This is a genomic window from Rubrivivax benzoatilyticus JA2 = ATCC BAA-35 (assembly GCF_000190375.1).
Classification (GTDB): Bacteria; Pseudomonadota; Gammaproteobacteria; order Burkholderiales; family Burkholderiaceae_C; genus Rubrivivax; species Rubrivivax benzoatilyticus.
In genome coordinates this window covers 1-16,891 of record NZ_AEWG01000064.1, presented here as the reverse complement: position 1 = coordinate 16,891, position 16,891 = coordinate 1, and the positions used below count along the sequence as shown (strand labels likewise).

Here is a 16,891-nt window from a genome sequence, read left to right as displayed (position 1 = left end):
CGCTGCTGCCCGGCGAGGCCGCCGAGCCGTTGCCGCCGGCGCTGCCGCCGCCGGCCGAGCCCGGCGAGGCGCCGCCCGACCTGCGCGACGTGCGTGGCCAGGCCGCGGCCAAGCGCGCGCTGGAGATCGCCGCGGCCGGCCAGCACTCGCTGCTGCTCGTCGGCCCGCCGGGAGCCGGCAAGTCGATGCTGGCCGCACGCCTGCCGGGCTTGCTGCCGCCGATGGACGACGACGAGGCGCTGGTCGCCGCCGCGCTGCAGGGGCTGGCGCCGCAGGCGCTCGACGGCGCGGGTTTCGGCCGCCGCCCGGTGCGCTCGCCGCACCACAGCGCCAGCGCGGTGGCCCTGGTCGGCGGCGGCTCGCCGCCGCGGCCCGGCGAGATCTCGCTGGCCCACGGCGGCGTGCTGTTCCTCGACGAGACGCCCGAGTTCCCGCGTGCGGCACTGGAGGCGCTGCGCGAGCCGCTGGAGACCGGGCGCATCACGATCTCGCGCGCGGCGCGCCAGGCGCAGTTTCCGGCGCGTTTCCAGCTCGTCGCGGCGCTGAACCCCTGCCCCTGCGGCTGGCTCGGCGCTTTCGCCGCCACCGGCCGCGCCTGCCGCTGCAGTGCCGACGCGGTGGCGCGTTACCAGGGCCGGCTGTCGGGGCCGCTGCTGGACCGCATCGACCTGCAGATCGAGGTGCCCGCGGTGCGGCCTGCCGAGCTGATGGCCGCGCCCGACGGCGAGGCCACGGCGGTGGTCGCCGCCCGTGTGGCCGCGGCGCGCCAGCGTCAGTTGGACCGCCAGGGCGAGCCCAACGGCCTGCTCGACGCCGCGCGCACCGACGCCTGCTGCGCCGCCGAGCCGGCCGCACGGCGTTTCCTGCAGGCCGCGGCCGAGAAGCTGGGCTGGTCGGGCCGGCGGCTGCACCGCACGCTGCGCGTCGCGCGCACGATCGCCGACCTGGACGGCGCCGCGTCGATCGGCGTCACCGCGACGGCCGAGGCGCTGCAGCTGCAGCGCGGGCTCGGCCGCGTGGCTTGAGCGGATGCCGCGGCCTGCGCGGCCGCGGCGACCTCAGCGCCGCTGCGTCGCCAGCCGGCGTTCGGCGTCCTCCGGGCTGATGCCTTCGCGCGCGGCGAAGTCGGCCACCTGGTCGTCGCCGACCGGGCCGACGTTGAAGTAGCCCGCTTCCGGGTGCGCGAGATAGAAGCCGCTGACGCTGGCTGCCGGCGTCATCGCCAGGTTCTCGGTCAGGCCCATGCCGATCTCCGAGGCCTTCAGCAGCTCGAACATCGCACGCTTCGGGCCGTGGTCGGGGCAGGCCGGGTAGCCCGGCGCCGGGCGGATGCCGCGGTAGCGTTCGCCGATCAGCTCGTCGACGGCCAGCGCCTCGTCGGGCGCGTAGCCCCAGAGCTCGGTGCGCACGCGCTGGTGCAGGCGCTCGGCGAAAGCCTCGGCCAGACGGTCGGCCAGGGCCTTGACCATGATCGCCGAGTAGTCGTCGTGGGCCTCGGCAAAACGCTGGGCGCGCTCCTCGCAGCCGATGCCGGCGGTGACGGCGAACATCCCGATCCAGTCGGGCTTCACGCCGCGCGGCGCGACGAAGTCGGCCAGGCTGCGGTTGGGCCGCGGCACGCCGTCGATGACCGGGCGTTCGCCCTGCTGGCGCAGCGGCGTCCAGCGCATCGCGACCTGGCTGCGGCTGTCGTCGGTGTAGATCTCGACCGTGTCCTCGTCGACCGTGTTGGCCGGCAGCAGCGTGACGACGCCGTTGGCCTGCAGCCAGCGGCCTTCGATGAGGCGCTCCAGCATGCGCTGGCCGTCGGCGAAGACGCGCCGTGCGGCCTCGCCGACGATCTCGTCGTCGAGGATCGCCGGGTAGGGGCCGGCCAGGTCCCATGTCTGGAAGAACGGGCCCCAGTCGATGACGCGCGCCAGATCGGCCAGGTCGTAGTGGCGGAACAGGCGCCGGCCGGGCGCACGCGGCGCCGGCGGCTCGTAGGCCGCCCAGTCGGGGCGGGCGCGGTTGGCACGCGCGGCGGCCAGCGTCACCAGCGGCGTCGCCTTCTTGCTGGCGTGCAGCCGGCGCACGTGTTCGTAGTCGGCGCGCACCTCGGCGACGTAGGCCGTCTGGCGCTCCTCGGACAGCAGGTCCGAGCAGACGCCGACGCTGCGCGACGCGTCGGGCACGTAGATCACCGGGCCGTCGTAGTGCGGCGCGATCTTCACCGCGGTGTGCACGCGGCTGCAGGTGGCGCCGCCGATCAGCAGCGGCGTGCCGCGCTCGCGGAACCAGGCGTCGCGCTGCATCTCGGCGGCGACGTGCTGCATCTCTTCCAGGCTGGGCGTGATCAGCCCCGACAGGCCGACGATGTCGGCGCCTTCGACACGCGCCTTCTCGAGGATGTCCTGGCACGGGACCATCACGCCCATGTTGACGACCTCGAAGTTGTTGCACTGCAGGACGACGGTGACGATGTTCTTGCCGATGTCGTGCACGTCGCCCTTGACGGTGGCGATGACGACCTTGCCCTTGGGCTTGACGTCGCCGCCGGCGTCCTGCAGCGCCTGCTTCTCGGCCTCGATGTAAGGCAGCAGGTGGGCCACCGCCTGCTTCATCACGCGCGCGCTCTTGACGACCTGCGGCAGGAACATCTTGCCCTGGCCGAAGAGGTCGCCGACGGTGTTCATGCCGGCCATCAGCGGGCCTTCGATGACATGCAGCGGCCGCCCGCCGCGGGCCTCGATGGCGCGCCAGGCTTCCTCGGTGTCGGTGCTGATGAACTCGGTGATGCCGTGCACCAGCGCGTGCGCCAGGCGCTCCTCGACCGAGCCGGCGCGCCAGGCCAGGCGCGCCGAGTCGTCTCGGGCCGCGCCCTTGGCGCGCTCGGCGATCTCGATCAGGCGCTCGGCGGCGTCGGGCCGGCGGTTCAGCACCACGTCCTCGACACGTTCGCGCAGCTCGGCGTCCAGGTCGTCGTAGACGCCGACCATGCCGGCGTTGACGATGCCCATGTCCAGGCCGGCCTTGATCGCGTGGTACAGGAAGACGGTGTGGATCGCCTCGCGCACCGGGTCGTTGCCGCGGAAGCTGAACGAGACGTTGCTGATGCCGCCCGAGACCTTGGCGCCGGGCAGGTTCTGCTTGATCCAGCGTGTCGCCTCGATGAAGTCGACGGCGTAGTTGGCGTGCTCCTCGATGCCGGTGGCGATCGCGAAGACGTTGGGGTCGAAGACGATGTCCTCGGGCGGGAAGCCGACCTCGTCGACGAGGATGCGGTAGGCGCGCGCGCAGATCTCGGTCTTGCGCTGGTAGGTGTCGGCCTGGCCCTGCTCGTCGAAGGCCATGACGACGGCGGCGGCGCCGTAGCGGCGCACCAGCTTCGCCTGGCGCTTGAACTCGGCCTCGCCTTCCTTCAGCGAGATCGAGTTGACGATGCCCTTGCCCTGCAGGCACTTGAGCCCGGTCTCGATGACGCTCCACTTGGAGCTGTCGACCATCACCGGCACACGCGCGATCTCGGGCTCGGTGGCCAGCAGCTTCAGGAAGCGGTCCATCGCCGCGGCCGAGTCGAGCATCGCCTCGTCCATGTTGACGTCGATGACCTGGGCGCCGTTCTCGACCTGCTGGCGTGCGACCGACAGCGCGTCCTCGAAGCGGCCTTCGAGGATCATGCGGGCGAAGGCGCGCGAGCCGGTGACGTTGGTGCGTTCGCCGATGTTGACGAACAGCGTCCCGTCGCCGATCGAGACGGGTTCGAGGCCCGACAGGCGCATCGCGGGCAGGGCAGCGGTCATCGTGTCACTCCGGAGGAATGGGACGAGCGCCGTTGCCTGGGGCCGCGGCGGGCGCCGCGGCTCGCCCCGAGCCTGGTGGCCGACGCCATCGCAACGCTCCTCGGGGCGGAGCCCGCGATTTTATCGGCTGTGCGCGGTCAGATGGGCCAGCGGGCCGGCGGTGCTGATGCCGGGGCCGGCGCGGCGCGCGCCCGGCGGCGGCGCCTCCAGCGGCGCCTCGTCGAAGCCGGCGATCTCCTCGCGCGGCAGCTCGGCGACACGCTCGGCGCCGCGGCGCATCGCCACGCCGACGGCCAGGATGTCGATGACCAGCAGGTGCAGGATGCGGCTGATCATCGGCACGTGCGTCGACGGGTCCTCGAGGTGGTCGACGATGATCGCGACGTCGGCCTTCTTCGCCAGCGGCGACTGGCTGGCGGTGATCGCCAGCACCGGGGTGCCGCGTTCGTGAGCCTTGTCGGCCACCGCCAGCAGGTCCTCGACCTGGCCGCTGCTGCTGATGATGACGGCGACGTCGGTCGGCCGCATCACGTTGGCCGTCAGCACCTGCAGCCGGTGTTCGGTGACGGCCATCGACGGCACGCCGAAGCGCAGGAACTTCAGCTGCGCGTCGTCGGCGACGACGCCGTAGTGGCCGACGGCGAAGAACTCGACACGCTCGGCCGCGGTCAGCAGGTCGATCGCGCGGTCGATGGCGTCGCGGTTGAGCTGGTCGCGCACCTGCAGGATCGCCGACGCGGTGTTGCCCAGCACCTTGACGCCGAGTTCCAGCATCGTGTCCTCGCCGGTCACCTGGGTGTGCGTGACCGGGATCGTGCCGGTCAGGCTGGAGGCCAGGCGCAGCTTGAAGTCGGACAGGCCCTCGCAGCCCAGCGAGCGGCAGAAGCGGATCACGGTCGGCTGGCTGACCGACGCGGCGCGTGCGATCTCGGCGATCGGGTCCGACAGCGTCGGCCGCGGGTGCGCGAGCACGTGGTCGGCGACGCGGCGCTCGGCCGGCGACAGCTTGTTGCGCACGCGCCGGATCAGGCCGAGCACGGCGGTGTCCTGCTGCGCGTCCATGCGCCGCAGCTGCTCGGCGAGGATCGCCGAGGCGCCGGCGAAGGTCGCGTTGTCGGCGGTGACGACGAAGGTCGGGATCGTGCGCACGTAGTCGCTGAAACGGCCCTTGTCCTCGAAGCGGGCACGGAACGGCGAGCGCTCGAAGTACTCGCCCAGCCGCGGCACGATGGCGCCGCCGATGTAGATGCCGCCGAAGGCGCCCAGCGTCACCGCCAGGTTGCCGGCGGCGGTGCCGAGGATCGAGCAGAAGGCTTCCACCGCCTGCAGGCACAGCGCGTCGCCGCCGTCGATCGCGCGGCGTGTGATCTCGGTGGCCGCCAGCGGCTCGCCGCCGCGGCCTTCGGAGACGGCGCGGTAGATCAGCTCCAGCCCCGGGCCCGACAGCAGGCGCTCGAAGGACACGTGCTCGTGCTGGCGCGCGGCGTAGCGCAGGATCGCGATCTCGCGTTCGTCGCGCGGCGCGAAGCTGGCGTGGCCGCCTTCGGTGCCCAGCGCGATGTAGCCGTCGGCCGTCGGGATCAGGCCCGAGACGCCCAGCCCGGTGCCGGCGCCGATGACGCCGATGACGCTGCGCTCGCGCGCCTCGCCGGGGCCGACCTGGCGGCGCTGGGCGTTGGACAGCCGCGGCAGCGCCATCGCCAGCGCGGTGAAGTCGTTGATGACGACCAGCGTCTGCAGCCCCAGCCGCTCGCGCATCTGCTCGATCGAGAACTGCCAGTGGTAGTTCGTCATGCGCACCAGGTCGCCCTCGACCGGGTTGGCGATGGCGACGGCGGCGTGTTCGATGCTCTCGGCCAGCGCGGCCGGCAGCGAGCCCAGATAGGCGCGCACCGCGGAATGGAAGTCCGGGTGCGCCGCGCAGGGAATTGAGGCGACGTGGCCGAAGACCGCGGGGGCGGCCTCGACGGCGAAGCGGGCGTAGTTGCCGCCGATGTCGGCGATCAGGCGGGGGTGTTCGAAAGGCGTCATGGCCGTTGGCGAGCTCCGGGCCGTCTGACGGTGCGGCCGGGGTAACGATGTAGCCGGACTACCGATCCCGTCAGATCCGCGTCCAAGGGTGCCTGCACCAGAAGGTGGCCAGGACAGCCCTGCTTCAAGGAAGCCCAAGCAGGCCGCGTGCCCGGCGAGCCTGGGGTCAGGGGGAAGCCCTCAGTTGCCCTCATGCAACATTGGCTTGTCGCGCACTTGTAGTTTTGCTACCTTTTCTCCGCTTTGCAAGCATCTTGCCGTGCATCGCAGCGGCGCCGATCCGGCGCGCCTGGTTCGAGTCGAGGAGGGCTTGCGTGAACCATCACCCGATCGTCGCCGTGTGCGCCGGCCGGCCCTCGTCGAGCGCGGCGGGGGAGGGATTGTCGTGAACCTCGACGCCGCGGCCGGGCAGACGTGGCTGGTGGCCGACATCGGCGGCACCAACGCCCGTTTTGCGCTCGTCGACGGCCCCGGGGCCGCGCCGCGCGACATCCACCGCGTGCGCTGTGCCGACCATCCCGGCCCGGTCGAGGCCGCGGGCGCCTACCTGGCCGAGCGGCAGGCCGCGGCCGGGGCTGCCTGGCGCCCGCCGTCGTGGGCCGCGTTCGCGGTCGCCACGCCGGTCGGGCAGGACCGCATCGAGCTGACCAACAGCGCCTGGTCGTTCTCGCGCGCCGCGAGCGAGGCCGCGCTCGGGCTGGACGGCCTGCTGATGCTCAACGACTTCGAGGCGCTCGCGCTGTCGCTGCCCGGGCTGGCGCCGCGGCAGCTGCGCGCCCACGGCGCGCTGCCCAGCGCGCGCGGAACGCTGGCCGTGCTGGGGCCCGGCACCGGCCTGGGTGTCGGCGGCCTGCTCGAGACCGCGCACGGCTGGCGCGCGATCGCCGGCGAAGGCGGGCACGCGACGCTGGCGGCGGCCGACGACTTCGAGGCCGAGGTCCTGCGCACCGTGCGCGGCGAGTTCGCCCACGTCTCGGCCGAGCGGCTGCTGTCGGGCATCGGCCTGCCGACGCTGTACCGCGCCGTCGCCCGGGTGCGCGGCGAGACGGCCGCCGAGCTGACGGCCGAGGACATCGGCACGCGCGGCGCCAGCGGCCAGGACACGTTGTGCGCCGCCACGCTGGACACCTTCTGCGCGATGCTGGGCGGCTTTGCCGGCAATGTCGCGCTGACCTTCGGGGCGCGCGGCGGCGTCTTCATCGGCGGCGGCATCGTGCCGCACTTCGCCGACTTCTTCTTCGCGTCGCGTTTTCGCGAGCGTTTCGAGTCCAAGGGGCGTTTCCGCGCCTATCTCGAGGCGATCCCGACGGCGCTGATCGTCGAGCCGTACGCGGCGCTGTATGGCGCCGCCGCGGCCATCGAGGCGCGGCGCCGCCGCGCCGGCTCAACCGGCCACGCCGCATGAACGCGCCGTGGCATCCAGGCGCCCGTCGGGCCGGGGGACCGCGAGACCCCGCGCGCGACGGCACAGCCGCGACCGCCTGGACGACGGTCGCGATTCGGGTCGGGGCTTGCACGACGGGCGCCCGCCGAATTCCCTTCCCGTCCCCATCACCAATAGACCACGAATGAGGAGTTCATGATGTCTCGCCTTCACACCCGACTTCTTCCGCTCGCCGCCGCTGCCGCGCTGTGCAGCGGCAGCGCGTTCGCGCTGGACTTCAACGGCTACCTCCGCTCGGGCGGCGGCAGCAACTCCGAGGACGGCGGCCAGGTCTGCTTCGCGCTGCCGGGCACGCCGGGGCTGACCGGCACCAAGTACCGCCTCGGCAACGAATGCGACACCTACGCCGAGCTCGGCTTCACGCAGGAGCTCTTCGAGTCCAAGAAGGACGGCGTGAAGTTCATCTACCACGGCATGCTGTCGTACTCGATCAACAACAACGACAACAGCGACAGCTACGCGAGCCTGGTCGACGATGGTGACATCGCGGCGCGCCAGAACTACATCGAGGTGAAGAACCTGCCGATGATGAACGGTGCGGCGGTCTGGGTGGGCAAGCGCTACTACCAGCGCCAGGACATCCACATCAACGACTTCTACTACTGGGATACCTCGGGCACCGGCTTCGGTGTCGAGGGCTACAAGATCGGCGACAGCGGCCTGAACCTCAGCTATGCGCTGTTCCGCAACACGATGGGCCAGGACACGGCGGCCACGCGGCACGACTTCCGCGTCGGCGGCATCGGCCTGGGCGCCTACGGCGACCTGACGCTGGGCCTGCAGTACAACACCGCCGACACCAGCGTCGACGCCAACGACAACAACGGCTGGGGCTTCACGGTCCAGCACTTCAAGGGCGGCGTGCTCGGCGGCTTCAACAAGGCGGCGCTGCAGTACTCGAAGGGCACCGTCGCGCAGTTCGACTACGGCTACCCGGCGACCGACGAGGTGGCCAACTCCGACGGTGCCAAGAAGTGGCGCTTCGTCGAAATCCTGAACTGGCAGACGACGCCGAAGTTCGGCGGCATGGCGACCTTCATCTACCAGAAGTCCGACACGCCGAAGAACGACTGGATCGGCTTCAACGGCACCTGGATGTCCGCCGGCGTGCGTCCGGTCTACGCGATCAACGACTACTTCCGCATCGTCGCCGAACTCGGCCACGACCGGATCAAGCCGAACGACGACGCCAGCTACCAGAAGACGATCAACCTGACGAAGTTCACCATCGCGCCGACGCTGGCGGTGGGCCCGAGCTTCTGGGCGCGTCCTGAGCTGCGCCTGTTCTACACCTACGCCAAGTGGAACGAGGCGGCGCGCGACATCTACGCCGGCGCGATCGCCGGTGGCAAGTTCGGCACGGCCACGCACGGCAGCACGATCGGCTTCCAGGTCGAGGCCTGGTGGTGACGAGCTGAGCGACGGCCGCCTCGGGCGGCCGTCCGGCCAGCAAAAAGGCGCTCCGACGGAGCGCCTTTTTTCATGGGGCCGTGTCGCCGGCCCCCGCGGGCCGCGTCACTTGCGTGCCTTCAGCGCCTCTTCCAGCGTCAGGTAGGCCGTGCAGTCGCCCTGGTTGATGAAGATCTGGCGGCCCTGCGGCAGGAACCAGGCCGAGTCCTTCACGCAGTCCTTGCTGTCACCGCGGTGGATGATGTAGTTGATCTTGCCGTTGCGGAACTCGTTGGCCGGCACCTGCCAGTACACGCCGAAGCCGTCCTTGCCGGTGGGCTGCATCGGGTTGCCCCAGGTGATGCCCATGATCGGCGCGTCGGACTTGGTCTTGGCGCCGACGACCTGGCCGTCCTGCACCTTCTCGAACGATTCCCAGAAGTGCACGCCCCAGCCGGCGTAGTTGCCGTCCGGGCGGTAGTAGTGCAGCGAGACCGAGTCGGCCGGCACCTCGGCGGCCTTGACGGCGTCCTGCGCGGCGGCCGGGCCGGACGAGAGCAGGGCGGCGGTTCCGAGTGCGGCGATCCAGGCGAGTCGTTTCATCTTTGCTCCTTCGGTGGGGTTCGAACGGGCCGCCCACCCGCGGCCTCCTTGGTTCACTTCAGCGCTTCGAGCAGCACCACGCCGCGCGGGTCGGCGTCGAGCGTGACCTTGCCGGCCGCCACCGTCGCGCGGCCGCCGCCGTAGGCGTCCTGCACGCGCGTGCCGTCGGCGAAGACCTCGGCGACGTCGATCGTCACCGTGCCGCGGGCGCCGATGGCCGCGACGATGCGGTCCTCGGGCAGCACGCGGGCGAAGGTGTAGGGCTGGGCCGCGATCTGGCGGTGCTGGCCGCGTGCGATGGCGACGTGGCGGGCGCGGAACTGGCCCAGCTTGCGCCAGTGCGCCAGCGCCGCCGTGTCCAGGCTGGCCCAGTTCATGTCCGAGCGGGTGGACTGCTGCGGGTCGCCGTAGGCCGCGGGGCCGTCGGGGCGCGCACTCTCGTCGCCGTAGTAGATCTGCACGCCGCCGGGCGCCAGCATCAGCGCCGTCGCGCCGTCGAGGATCGCCTTGCGGTCGAAGAGCTGGGTGTCGTGCGACGAGAGGTAGGACAGCACGTTGTGCGTCGCCGGCGCGGCCAGCGTGCGGGCGTACTCGGCGTAGACCGGCTCGAGTTCGGCTCCCTTGGCCTCGGCGCGGCGCTGGAAGTCGAAGTTGATCATGTTGTCGAAGCCGATGTCGTAGTGCCGCGTGCGCGCGATGCCCTGGCCCCAGTGTTCGCCGGTCATCCAGAACGGCGCGTCGTCGATCGCGGCCTTCGGGTTGGCGGCCTTCCACTCGGCCAGCGCCTTCGTGGACGCGTCCTTCAGCGCCGTCCACGAGGCGTATTCGACGTGCTTGACGGTGTCGGCGCGGAAGCCGTCGATGCCGTAGTCGCGCACCCAGCGCGAGAGCCAGTTGACGAGGTAGCCGCGCACCGTCGTGTCGGGCAGCTCCACCGCCTCGGTGTCGGCCTTCTTCTTCAGGAACGGCGGCAGGCCGACCGGCTTGTCCGACTCGGTCTTGAAGTCGGGCAGGTAGGCGAGCTGCTTCGTCAGGTCGTCGCTGCCGCCTTCGGTGTAGCCGCGCAGCCCGGAGCGGATCCAGTCCGGCCCCCACCACTGCAGCCAGGCCGGGTCGTTGTAGTCGATCCACGAGTGGTAGTCGCGCAGCGTCGCGGCCTCGTAGCCCTTCCAGAGCATGCCGCGCTTCCTGTCGGTCTCGGGCTCGGTGACGTACTCGGACAGGCTCTGGATGTCGCCGTAGCCCGGGTGGTTCATCACGACGTCAAACAGGATGCGGATGCCCTGGCCGTGCGCGGTGGCCACCAGCTCGCGCAGCTCGGCCGGCGTGCCCATGTTCGCGTCGAGCTTCGTGAAGTCGAGCGCGAAGTAGCCGTGGTAGCCGTAGTGCTTGAACTCCTTGCTGCCGCCGACCACCCAGCCGTGGATCTGCTCGTAGGGCGCGGTGATCCAGATCGCGTTGACGCCCAGCTCGCGGAACCAGCCTTCGCGCAGCTTCTGCGTGATGCCGGCGAGGTCGCCGCCGTGGAAGCTGCCGATGTCGTCCTGCGGCCGGGCTTCGCGCGTGCGGCCGTAGCTGCCGTCGTTGGCCGGGTTGCCGTTGGCGAAGCGGTCGGTGACGACGAAGTAGACGATCGGGTTGTCGGCGAAGCGCCCGGGGCGCGCGGCGGGCTCGTCGGCGGCCCAGACGGACGAGACGGCAAGGGCGGCCGCGAGCGCGGCGAAGGTGCGGCGGAACATCATGCGGCGCAGTCCGGTGAGGTGCGTCAGCCCTTCACGCCACCCGCCGTGAGGCCGGAGACGATCCACTTCTGGGCGAACAGGAAGACGAGCGTGATCGGCAGGCCCGACAGCACCGCCGCGGCGGCGAAGTCGCCCCACAGGTAGCGTTGCTCGTAGAGGAAGTACTTGGAGCCGACGGCCAGCGTCAGGTTGTGCTCCTGGCGCAGCAGGATCGACGCCACCGGGTACTCGATGACCGCGCCGATGAAGGCGAGCACGAAGACCACCATCAGGATCGGCACCGCCATCGGCAGCAGCACGTAGCGGAAGGCCTGCCAGTGCGTCGCGCCGTCGACCTTGGCGCATTCCTCGATCTCGACGGGGATGGTGTCGAAGTAGCCGCGGATGGTCCAGATGTGCATCGCCACGCCGCCGAGGTAGGCGACGATCAGCCCGGCGTGGGTCTCGATGCCCAGCCAGGGCACGTAGCTGCCGATGGCCTCGAAGATCGCGTAGATGGCCACCAGCGCCAGCACCGCCGGGAACATCTGCAGCAGCAGCATCGAGTTCAGGATCTGCGTCTTGAAGCGGAACTTCAGCCGCGCGAAGGCGTAGGCCGCGGTCGTCGAGATCGCGACGATCAGGAAGGCCGAGATGCCGGCGATCTTCACCGAGTTCCACAGCCAGCGCAGCACCGGGAAGGGCGGCTGCACGAGGCTGCCGTCGGCGGCCTGGTACGGGATGCCGAGCGCCAGCTTCCAGTGCTCGAAGCTGATCGTCTCGGGGATCAGCGAGCCGGTGGCGAAGTTGCCCGGGCGCAGCGAGATCGAGACGATGGCCAGCAGCGGGAACACCGTCACCGCGATCAGCGTGATCAGGAACAGGTGCGCGCCGATCAGGCGCCAGCGTTGCGACTTGCCGGTGACGATGGCCATGCGCTACTTCCGTTCGTCGTTGACCTTGGCCAGCTTCAGGTTGGCCATCGACAGCATCGCCACGAGGAAGAAGATGATCGTCGAGATCGCCGCGGCGAGCCCGAAGTTCTGCCCCGAGTCCTGGAACGCGATGCGGTAGGTGTAGGACACCAGGATGTCGGTCGTGCCGGCCGGCACCTTGGTGTTGAGGAAGTCGGGCCGCCCGTTGGTGAGCAGCGCGATCAGCACGAAGTTGTTGAAGTTGAACGCGAACGACGCGATCAGGAGCGGCGTCAGCGGCTTGACGATCAAGGGCGCCGTGATCTTCCAGAAGTTGGTCAGCGGCTTGGCGCCGGAGATCGCCGAGGCCTCGTACAGGTCCGACGGGATCGCCTTGATGAGCCCGGTACAGAGCACCATGATGTACGGGTAGCCCAGCCAGGTGTTGACCAGCAGGATCATCACCTTGGCCAGGAACGGGTCGGCGAACCACGACGGCTTGATGCCGAACAGCGCGTTCAGGATCAGGTTGATCTCGCCGAAGTTCTGGTTGAACAGGCCCTTGAAGACCAGGATCGAGATGAAGCCCGGCACCGCGTACGGCAGGAACAGCAGCGTGCGGTAGACGGTGCGGAAACGCAGCGCCTCCCAGTTCAGCAGCACCGCCAGCGTCGTGCCGACGGCCAGCGTCAGCAGCACCGTCAGCCCGGCGAAGACGACGGTCCAGACGAAGATGCGGATGAACGGGCCGCGGAAGTCCGGGTCCTCGACCATGCGCAGGTAGTTGCCCAGGCCGATGCCGACCTTGAAGCCCGGCTGCAGGCGCTCGCCGGCCTCGTTCTCGTAGAAGCCGGAGTCGTGGTTGGCGCGGAAGAGCTCGCCGGTGGCGGTCTGCCGCAGCACGCCGTCGGCTTCACGCGTGAAGGTCGGCACCAGCGGCGCGAACTCGCGCACGCCGGCATAGGACAGCGCGCTGTCGTCGGGCAGCACGAGCTTCAGCGCTGCCAGTGCTTGGCGGTTCTTCAGCACCGCGCCCAGCGGCAGCGGTTCGCCGGGCGTGTAGCCCGACGCGGCCAGCGGCTCGAGCCTGAGCTCCTGCGCGCCGCCCAGCGTCAGCGCCGGCGTGACGACGCTGCGCGCCGCGCGGGTCTCGGGTTCCTCGTCGTCGTCGGCCTGGCCCGGCGCCAGCACGAGCCGCAAACGCTCGCCGTCCGGGTGCAGCGTGAAGCCCCAGCCGTGGCCTTCGCCGGGTGTCGTCTGCTCCAGCAGGTAGGCGCTGGCGCGCTCGTAGCTCAGCAGGTTGGACGAGGAGTAGTTCGTGAACCCGATCTGCACCGTGTACAGCAGCGGGAAGGCGACGAACACCAGCATCCCGGCCAGGCCGGGGAACAGGTAGCGGTAGGCGAAGGCGACGTTGGACAGGTAGACGAAGAAGCCCAGCCCGAACAGCCCGAGCAGCGCCACCGCCCACAGCGGCTGGCCGCTGGCGTAGATGCGGAACACCAGCCACAGGCAGGCCAGCGCCGTGACCGTCGTGAACGGCCACTTCAGCAGTCGGCCCCAGTCGGTTCGTCCCATCGTCGTCCCGTGGCGCCTCCCTCGCGGGCGCCGTCGCTCGAACCGGGGCGGCGCCAGGCCGCCCCGCGCGTGTGGCACCGGGCGGGGCCGCTCGGGCGCCCGCCGGTGGCCGGCCGTGCCGGCTTACTTGCCGAGCATGCGCGCGGCGGCCGCGTCGAGCGCTTCCTTCGGGGGCTGGCGGCCGTTGGTGATGTTCTCCAGCGCCGAGGCCATCGACGACCAGAAGCGGCCCATCTCGGGGATGTTGGGCATCGGCTCGCCGCGGCGGGCGTTCTCCATCGTCGCCTTGATGTTGGGGTCGTTGGAGAGCTCCTTGAAGAACGCCTTGTTCGCCGGCGTGCCCAGCGGCACGTCGGCGTTGATCGTCTTCAGCGAGTCGACCTTCAGCAGCGTGTTCTCGATGAACTCCTTGGCCACGTCCTTGCTCTTGCTGGGCGCGGAGATCATGCAGCCGAGCACGCCGACGAACGGGCGCGAGGGCTTGCCGGCGACGTCGGGGATCGGCGCGACGCCGAAGTCGATCTTGCTCTTGCGCAGGTTGTCCCAGGCCCAGGGGCCGGTGATCATCATCGCCACGTCGCCCTTGTTGAACGCGGCTTCCATCTCGGCGTAGCCCGAACCCTTGGGCATGTTGCCGTTCTTGATCATCGAGGCCAGCAGCTCGGCACCCTTGACGGCACCGGCCGAGTTGACGCCGACCTTGGCCGGGTCGTAGTCGCCCTTGGCGTCACGGCCGAAGACGCTGCCGCCGCCGGCGGCCAGGATCGGCCAGGTGAAGTAGGTGTTGTTGTAGTCCCAGAGGATGGCGTGCTTGCCCTTGGCCGACAGCTCCTTGTCGAGCTTGATCACGTCGTCGAAGCTCTTCGGCGGCGTCTTCACCAGCGCCTTGTTGTAGACCAGGCCGATGGCCTCGACCGAGATCGGGTAGCCCCAGGTCTTGCCCTGGTAGCCGAACGCCTTCCAGGCGGTGTCCTCGATCTCGTCGCGCACCTTCTTCGACGGGTTGACCGGCACGATCAGGCCCGACTTGGCCCACTCGCCCATGCGGTCGTGCGGCCAGCAGAAGACGTCCGGGCCCTTGCCGGCGGCGGCGGCCTGCTGGAACTTGCCCGGGGCGTCTTCCGGGTGCTCGACGGTGACCGGCACGCCGGTGGCCTTGGTGAAGGCGTCGCCGACCTTCTGCAGCCCGTTGTAGCCCTTGTCGCCGTTGATCCAGACCAGCAGCTTGCCGGCTTCCTGCGCGCTGGCGGCGCCGGCGAAGGCGAAGGACGCGACGATGGCTGCTGCGGCGGCGATCGGCTTGATGGTTGTCGTCATGGTGGCTCCTCAGTCGTTGTCTTGACGGTGTGGGAACGAAAGCGTCGCGGGGCGGGGTGCCGTCAGGCGGCCTCGCGCTGCGGCAGGCGGTACAGGCGCCGGAAGGCGCGGCCCTCGGCGTCGAACAGGTGGCAGTGCGACGGCGGGATGCCCAGCTTCAGCCGGTCGCCGGCGATCGCGGTCGAGCCGCCACCGAGCTCGCAGGTCATGGCCTCGTCGACACCGGCGCAGCTGACGTAGCCGTGCGTCTGGCTGCCCAGCGACTCGACGAAGGTCAGCTCGACCTCGATCGTGTTGTGCTCCGCGCCGAGCTCGAAGTGCTCGGGGCGCACGCCCAGCGTCACCTTGTCGCCCGGCCGCGCGGCGGCGGCGTCGACCTCGGCGCGCAGCACGGCGCCGGACGGCAGGCGCACGCTGGCGCCGCTGGCGTCGGCCGAGACGATCTCGCCGCTGATGAAGTTCATCTTCGGCGAGCCGATGAAGCCGGCGACGAAGAGGTTCACCGGGTACTCGTAGAGCTCCAGCGGCGCGCCGACCTGCTCGACCTTGCCGGTGGACAGCACGACGATGCGGTTGGCCAGCGTCATCGCCTCGACCTGGTCGTGCGTGACGTAGACCATCGTCGTCTTCAGGCTCTCGTGCAGCTTGGCGAACTCGTAGCGCATGCGCACGCGCAGCGCGGCGTCCAGGTTGGACAGCGGCTCGTCGAAGAGGAAGACCTCGGGCTTGCGCACGATCGCGCGGCCGATCGCCACACGCTGGCGCTGGCCGCCGGACAGCGCCTTGGGCTTGCGGTCCAGCAGGTGCTCGATGTTGAGGATCTTCGCCGCACCGTGCACCGCGCGGTCGATCTCGTCCTTCGGCATCTTGGCCAGCTTCAGGCCGAAGGCCATGTTGTCGTACAGCGTCATGTGCGGGTACAGCGCGTACGACTGGAAGACCATCGCGATGCCGCGCTCGGCCGGCGGCACGTCGTTGACGACGCGTCCGCCGATGCGCAACTCGCCCGACGTGATGTCTTCCAGCCCGGCGATCACGCGCAGCAGCGTGGACTTGCCGCAGCCCGAGGGCCCGACGAAGACCATGAACTCGCCGTCGTGGATCTCCAGATTGATGTCGTGAAGCACTTTCGTCTCGCCGAAAGCCTTGTTCACGTTCGTCAACCGGACGTCTGCCACCTCTCGCACCTCCGCCATCGCGCCCCGGATCGGGCTCGACCACCACGACCCTTGCGCTCCTGGCGCATGCCGATGTAGAGAATATACATCGGTGTACCTCGATGAAACCGGGTTTACTCTATTGGTTGGCTTTGTCAATCGTTGCGAATCAAGGACTTAGCGTGATACCCCGCGGGCTGATGTAGGATTGTTACGGCGGCTCGCCCTCGGCCGTGTCGCGGCGGCGCCATGCCGCCCGGGGCCGCGGGGTGCGACACTGGCCGTCTCCAGACATGAGGAGCTTGTCGATGCGTGCGTTCCCGTCCGGCGCCTGGCGCCCGGTGTCCTGCGCGGCCGTGCTGGCCTGCGCCGCCTCGATCGCGTTCGCCCAGGCGCCCGGTGGGCGCAGCGAGCGTTTTCTGCGCGACAGCAGCGCCGACCGCGTGGTGTCGACGGTGCTGGCGGCGACCCACGACTACGTGCGCATCGAGCGCGCCGAACCCGGTGCGGCGCCGTCGCTGCACCCGGCCGTCGTGCCCTCGGAGCAGCTGCGGGCCCTGCTCGTGCCGCTGCGCAACGCCGTCAAGGACGACGAGCTGTTCACCGCCGACGAGCTCGACGTGCTCGCGCCGGCGCTGGCCAAGGCGCTGGCCCAGGCCGAGCCCGGGCAGGACGTCGCGTTCGCGGTCACCGGGCGTCACGGCGGTTTCGGGCCGCTGGTGCCGCGCACCGTGACCACCGGGCGCGTGTTCCGCAGCGCCGACGGCCTGCAGCTGATCGCCGGCATGGTCTGGGCGCCGTTCGAGAGCCAGTACCTGGCGACCGGCGTGCGCGTCGCGTTCGAGCCCGGCCGCCGCGCGGCGCCGGTCGACGCCGGCGTGCGCATCGCCGCGCCCAACGGCCGCAGCGTGCGTGCCGACTGGGTGTCGCTGCTGGTGGCGCCTGCCGCGGCGCC

At 70.4% G+C, this 16,891-nt stretch carries 12 protein-coding genes and 1 riboswitch; of the genes, 4 read left to right on the top strand and 8 right to left on the bottom strand.

Features of this window, described 5'->3' with window-relative positions:
• Window positions 1-1,025 (top strand): YifB family Mg chelatase-like AAA ATPase (locus RBXJA2T_RS07300; protein ID WP_039956548.1); only part of this gene is annotated, 1,025 nt, incomplete at its 5' end.
• Between the two features lie 33 nt (window positions 1,026-1,058).
• On the opposite strand, the gene metH is transcribed toward RBXJA2T_RS07300, so the two are convergent.
• Both metH and RBXJA2T_RS07290 read right to left on the bottom strand, forming a co-directional pair.
• On the bottom strand, window positions 1,059-3,782 hold the full coding sequence (gene metH / locus RBXJA2T_RS07295; protein ID WP_081467603.1) for a methionine synthase: 2,724 nt from the start codon (window positions 3,780-3,782) through the stop codon (window positions 1,059-1,061).
• A 17-nt stretch (window positions 3,783-3,799) separates the two neighbouring features.
• Window positions 3,800-3,890, bottom strand: a riboswitch (S-adenosyl-L-homocysteine riboswitch).
• 12 nt (window positions 3,891-3,902) lie between these two features.
• Window positions 3,903-5,813, bottom strand: coding sequence for a glucokinase (locus RBXJA2T_RS07290; RefSeq protein WP_009856696.1), 1,911 nt, complete (start codon window positions 5,811-5,813; stop codon window positions 3,903-3,905).
• A 385-nt stretch (window positions 5,814-6,198) separates the two neighbouring features.
• Between RBXJA2T_RS07290 and glk the strand changes: the two genes are divergently transcribed.
• Together glk and RBXJA2T_RS07280 are read left to right on the top strand one after the other, a co-directional pair.
• Complete coding sequence (gene glk / locus RBXJA2T_RS07285) at window positions 6,199-7,218, top strand: glucokinase (protein ID WP_009856695.1); 1,020 nt, start codon at window positions 6,199-6,201, stop codon at window positions 7,216-7,218.
• A gap of 174 nt (window positions 7,219-7,392) precedes the next feature.
• Window positions 7,393-8,667, top strand: coding sequence for a maltoporin (locus RBXJA2T_RS07280; protein WP_009856694.1), 1,275 nt, complete (start codon window positions 7,393-7,395; stop codon window positions 8,665-8,667).
• 105 nt (window positions 8,668-8,772) lie between these two features.
• Here RBXJA2T_RS07280 and RBXJA2T_RS07275 read toward each other — a convergent pair whose 3' ends face one another.
• From RBXJA2T_RS07275 to RBXJA2T_RS07250, 6 genes are all read right to left on the bottom strand, one after another.
• Window positions 8,773-9,249, bottom strand: a complete 477-nt coding sequence (locus RBXJA2T_RS07275) for a pullulanase-associated domain-containing protein (RefSeq protein WP_009856693.1) — start codon at window positions 9,247-9,249, stop codon at window positions 8,773-8,775.
• Between the two features lie 53 nt (window positions 9,250-9,302).
• Window positions 9,303-10,991: an alpha-amylase family glycosyl hydrolase gene (locus RBXJA2T_RS07270; protein WP_009856692.1), complete on the bottom strand. Its 1,689-nt coding sequence runs from the start codon at window positions 10,989-10,991 to the stop codon at window positions 9,303-9,305.
• Between the two features lie 23 nt (window positions 10,992-11,014).
• Window positions 11,015-11,905 (bottom strand): maltose ABC transporter permease MalG, encoded by an 891-nt coding sequence (gene malG / locus RBXJA2T_RS07265; protein ID WP_009856691.1) that lies wholly within the window; start codon window positions 11,903-11,905, stop codon window positions 11,015-11,017.
• 3 nt (window positions 11,906-11,908) lie between these two features.
• Window positions 11,909-13,462: a maltose ABC transporter permease MalF gene (gene malF / locus RBXJA2T_RS07260; RefSeq protein WP_009856690.1), complete on the bottom strand. Its 1,554-nt coding sequence runs from the start codon at window positions 13,460-13,462 to the stop codon at window positions 11,909-11,911.
• 123 nt (window positions 13,463-13,585) lie between these two features.
• The gene (gene malE, locus RBXJA2T_RS07255; RefSeq protein WP_009856689.1) at window positions 13,586-14,779 is read right to left on the bottom strand and encodes a maltose/maltodextrin ABC transporter substrate-binding protein MalE; all 1,194 of its coding nucleotides are present in this window, start codon (window positions 14,777-14,779) and stop codon (window positions 13,586-13,588) included.
• A gap of 62 nt (window positions 14,780-14,841) precedes the next feature.
• Complete coding sequence (locus RBXJA2T_RS07250; RefSeq protein ID WP_029718438.1) at window positions 14,842-15,957, bottom strand: ABC transporter ATP-binding protein; 1,116 nt, start codon at window positions 15,955-15,957, stop codon at window positions 14,842-14,844.
• A 287-nt stretch (window positions 15,958-16,244) separates the two neighbouring features.
• On the opposite strand from RBXJA2T_RS07250, the gene RBXJA2T_RS19475 reads away from it, so the two are divergent.
• Window positions 16,245-16,891 (top strand): hypothetical protein (locus tag RBXJA2T_RS19475; RefSeq protein ID WP_009856687.1); only part of this gene is annotated, 647 nt, incomplete at its 3' end.

Bases quoted from the DNA above. Each gene is read 5' to 3' on its own strand.
- metH (WP_081467603.1), bottom strand. From the start codon at position 3,782: ATGACCGCTGCCCTGCCCGCGATGCGCCTGTCGGGCCTCGAACCCGTC.
- RBXJA2T_RS07290 (WP_009856696.1), bottom strand. From the start codon at position 5,813: ATGACGCCTTTCGAACACCCCCGCCTGATCGCCGACATCGGCGGCAAC.
- RBXJA2T_RS07280 (WP_009856694.1), top strand. From the start codon at position 7,393: ATGATGTCTCGCCTTCACACCCGACTTCTTCCGCTCGCCGCCGCTGCC.
- RBXJA2T_RS07275 (WP_009856693.1), bottom strand. From the start codon at position 9,249: ATGAAACGACTCGCCTGGATCGCCGCACTCGGAACCGCCGCCCTGCTC.
- RBXJA2T_RS07270 (WP_009856692.1), bottom strand. From the start codon at position 10,991: ATGATGTTCCGCCGCACCTTCGCCGCGCTCGCGGCCGCCCTTGCCGTC.
- malG (WP_009856691.1), bottom strand. From the start codon at position 11,905: ATGGCCATCGTCACCGGCAAGTCGCAACGCTGGCGCCTGATCGGCGCG.
- malF (WP_009856690.1), bottom strand. From the start codon at position 13,462: ATGGGACGAACCGACTGGGGCCGACTGCTGAAGTGGCCGTTCACGACG.
- malE (WP_009856689.1), bottom strand. From the start codon at position 14,779: ATGACGACAACCATCAAGCCGATCGCCGCCGCAGCAGCCATCGTCGCG.